Annotated in this window: 4 protein-coding genes; 1 reads left to right on the forward strand and 3 read right to left on the reverse strand. The window is 65.2% G+C overall.

Annotated features, from left to right (window positions below; genetic code table 11):
* The 3 genes from ACOJSF_RS02185 to ACOJSF_RS02195 form a co-directional block, all read right to left on the reverse strand.
* Window positions 1-456: UDP-N-acetylglucosamine 2-epimerase (locus tag ACOJSF_RS02185; protein WP_420140599.1), on the reverse strand; the 456-nt coding region annotated here is incomplete at its 3' end.
* Between the two features lie 26 nt (window positions 457-482).
* A complete protein-coding gene (gene cysS, locus ACOJSF_RS02190; protein ID WP_420140600.1) occupies window positions 483-1943 on the reverse strand; it encodes a cysteine--tRNA ligase in 1461 nt (486 codons plus the stop codon).
* Window positions 1944-2100: 157 nt separating this feature from the next.
* Entirely contained in the window at window positions 2101-2325 is a 225-nt protein-coding gene (locus ACOJSF_RS02195; RefSeq protein ID WP_420140601.1) for a hypothetical protein, read from the reverse strand.
* A gap of 243 nt (window positions 2326-2568) precedes the next feature.
* Between ACOJSF_RS02195 and ACOJSF_RS02200 the strand changes: the two genes are divergently transcribed.
* The coding region (locus tag ACOJSF_RS02200; protein ID WP_420140602.1) for a glycosyltransferase at window positions 2569-3128 on the forward strand (560 nt) is incomplete at its 3' end.

Here is a 3128-nt window from a genome sequence, read left to right on the forward strand (position 1 = left end):
CTGCTCGGATGGGGCGAAGAGCAGGGTGGACAGCGCGTCGATCTCGGTCCGGTTGCGCTCCTCGGGCCACGGCACGTCAGGATTGCCCGACCGAAGTCCGGCCTCGACATGCCCGACCGGTATCCCGCAGGCGGAAGCAACCCGGGCGGTCGCCCATGCGCTGCTGGTGTCGCCGTGGACGAGGAGGAGATCCGGGGCGAACGCCTCGATCAGGCTGGGCATCGCCCCGGCGACTTCCTCGACGAAGCCATCGGGCGTCTCGTTGGGCAGCCTGAGATCGGCATCCGCCGTCAGCCCGAAATCGGCCAGCGCCGCATGGAACAGCGAACCATGCTGCCCGGTCGCCACCAGCCGGTGCTCGATCCACATATGACGCTGGAGAAGGCGGACCAGCGGCGCGAGCTTCACCGCCTCGGGGCGGGTGCCGGCGATCGTGAGGATTCGTTTCGGCTGCACAAGGACAAGCTAGCCAGACGCTTGGCCTAGTCCAGCATTATCCGCCATTCCCACCCGAGCGGATCGCCGTCCATCACCTCGACCCCGTCGGCCACCAGCGCATCGCGCCCCGCATCTGCGGCGGCGAAATCCTTCGAAGCGCGCGCCTGGCGGCGGGCCTCGAGCCGCGTGTCGATATCGTCTTCGCTGATCGACGCCGTGACCGGACGGAGGCGGAGGTCCGGCCGGGTGAGGCGTAAGAGATTAAGCCCGAGCGCCGCGTCGAACGCATCGAGCCCGGCCCGACGGTCGTCGGGCGACAGTCGCTTATCCGCCAGAAATTCGTCGAGGGCGGTCAGCGCGACGGGTGTATTGAGATCCTCACCGAGCGCCGTATCGAGGCGGTCGATGTGGCGCGCGACGGCCGGGGAGGGCGGATCGGACGGCGCAACCGAGGCGACGGCCAGGCGCTCCACCGTCATCACCAGCCGCTTGAGCCGGGTCAGCGCGGCACCGACCGCCTCGGGCGAGAATTCAAGCTCGGATCTATAATGCGCGGACAGGCACAGCAGGCGGTAAGCGAGCGGATGCACGCCCGCGTCGATCAGCGAGAAAAGCGTCGTGAAGCCGCCCGCCGACTTCGACATTTTGCCGCCCCGGTCGACCAAGAAGTTGTTGTGCATCCAGAAGCGCGCGCCGGTGAAGGCGGGCGTGCTGTCCGTGCAGCCGCAATAGGCCTGGTTCTGGGCGATTTCGTTGGGGTGATGGATCTCGCGATGGTCGATCCCACCCGTATGGATGTCGAATGGGGCGGGGCCCAGATATTTGAGGCTCATTACCGAGCATTCGAGATGCCACCCCGGCGCGCCGCGTCCCCACGGACTGTCCCATTCCATCTGGCGCTGCTCGCCCGGGGGCGACCGCCGCCAGATCGCGAAATCCTGCGGATTGCGTTTGCCCGTGACCGGGTCGATCCGACTTTCGCCCTCGTCGGATACCGTGCGCGCGAGCCGGCCGTAATCGGGCACGGTCGAAACGTCGAAATAGAGTCCGCTGTCGATCTCGTAGCAATGATCGGCCGCGATCCGTTCAGCGAAAGCGATCATGTCGGGAACGTGATCCGTGGCGACCGACCAGAGGGTCGGCTCCAGGATGTTGAGGTTGGCCAAATTGCGCTTGAACGCGTGCGTATAGAAGGCGGCGACTTCCCAGATGTCCTTGCCGAGCCCCGCCGCCGCGAGTTCCATCTTGTCCGCGCCGGCATCGGCGTCGCTCGTCAGGTGGCCGACATCGGTGATGTTGATGACGTGGCGCACGGCATAGCCCTTCAGCGCCAGGGTGCGCCGGAGCGTATCGGTAAAGACATAAGCGCGCAGATTGCCGAGATGCGCGAAATTATAGACTGTCGGCCCGCAGCTATAGACCCGCGCGGTATGCCCGTCGGCCGGGCTGAATGGTTCGATCGCGCGGGAAAGGCTGTTGAAGAAGGAGAGGGGAGCGGATGCCATGATGCCCGCCCGTAGCGGGTCGCGAGCGGCGCGTCATCCCGTGGCGGCGCCGGCGACCGAAGAGTCAGAGTGCCGCTACCATGGCGCACAAAAGAAAACGGGCGCCCACCAGGGACGCCCGCATCCTTGTCAGATGGATCCGTGTGGACCCGTCCGATTACTGAACGTTGTCAGCCGCGTCGTGCGCGTTGTCGGCAGCGTTCTCAAGAGCGTCGGAAGCCACCTCGTTCGAGCTGTTCTCCGCCAGATCCTCGAGGTTCTCGCCGGCGTTATCCAGCGCGTTCTCCGTCGCGTCGGCGGCGTTCTCCGCCGGGGTCTGCGAGCTGCAAGCGGCCAGAGACATCAGGCCGGCAGCGGCGAGAACAAAGACAACCTTCTTCATTCGTGCTGCTCCACGTAATCATTTCGGGCCCGGCCCGATGCCGTCCCGACCGCTCCATTAGCGCGCCGGAATGGTCCGTCAACGCGAATTTCGCCCCGCGTTAATGCAGGATGAGCGGAAATGTTGCGCTGCGCAAACGTTGGAACATCTGCATTCATGGAACATTTATGTTGCTGTAGCATGAACCGTCGTGGCGGCGCAGGATGGTTTGCGCGGTGCCGGACGGCCCAAAGAGGATCCTCGATGACCGAATTGGCTGGTAGTGCCGCCATCTCCCGCATCGCCCTGATCGGCAACAGCCCGCCGCGTCTGTGCGGCCTCGCCACCTTCACGCGCGATGTCTACGTGGCGATCCACACCGCCTTTCCCGACCTTGTCATCGATCTTTACGCCATGAACGATCCCGGGAGCGATCATGCTTACGGGCCGGAGGTAACCTGCACGATCGAGCAGGAGGATCTGGGCGATTACCGACGCGCGGCGCGGCGCATCAATCAGAGCGGGGCCGAAGTCGTTCTCGTCCAGCACGAATATGGCATCTTCGGCGGTCCGGCGGGTAGCAATCTGCTGCGTCTCCTCGATCGGGTCGATGCGCCGGTCGTGGTCACTTTGCACACGGTATTGGAACAGCCCAATGCCGACCAGCGCGCCGTAATCGAGGCGCTCGCGCGACGGGCCTCACGGTTGATCGTGATGGCGGAAAAGGGACGTGAGATCCTTGCGCGCGTGCATGGTATCGCCTGGAGCAAGATCGCGGTGGTGCCGCACGGGGTTCCCGACCGCCCCCACATCCCGGCCGACGC

Origin of the sequence: Sphingomonas sp., assembly GCF_048594985.1 — a bacterium.
Classification (GTDB): Bacteria; Pseudomonadota; Alphaproteobacteria; order Sphingomonadales; family Sphingomonadaceae; genus Sphingomonas_I.

Coding starts and splice junctions, on each gene's coding strand:
- cysS (WP_420140600.1), bottom strand. CDS start 1,943: ATGGCATCCGCTCCCCTCTCCTTCTTCAACAGCCTTTCCCGCGCGATC.
- ACOJSF_RS02195 (WP_420140601.1), bottom strand. CDS start 2,325: ATGAAGAAGGTTGTCTTTGTTCTCGCCGCTGCCGGCCTGATGTCTCTG.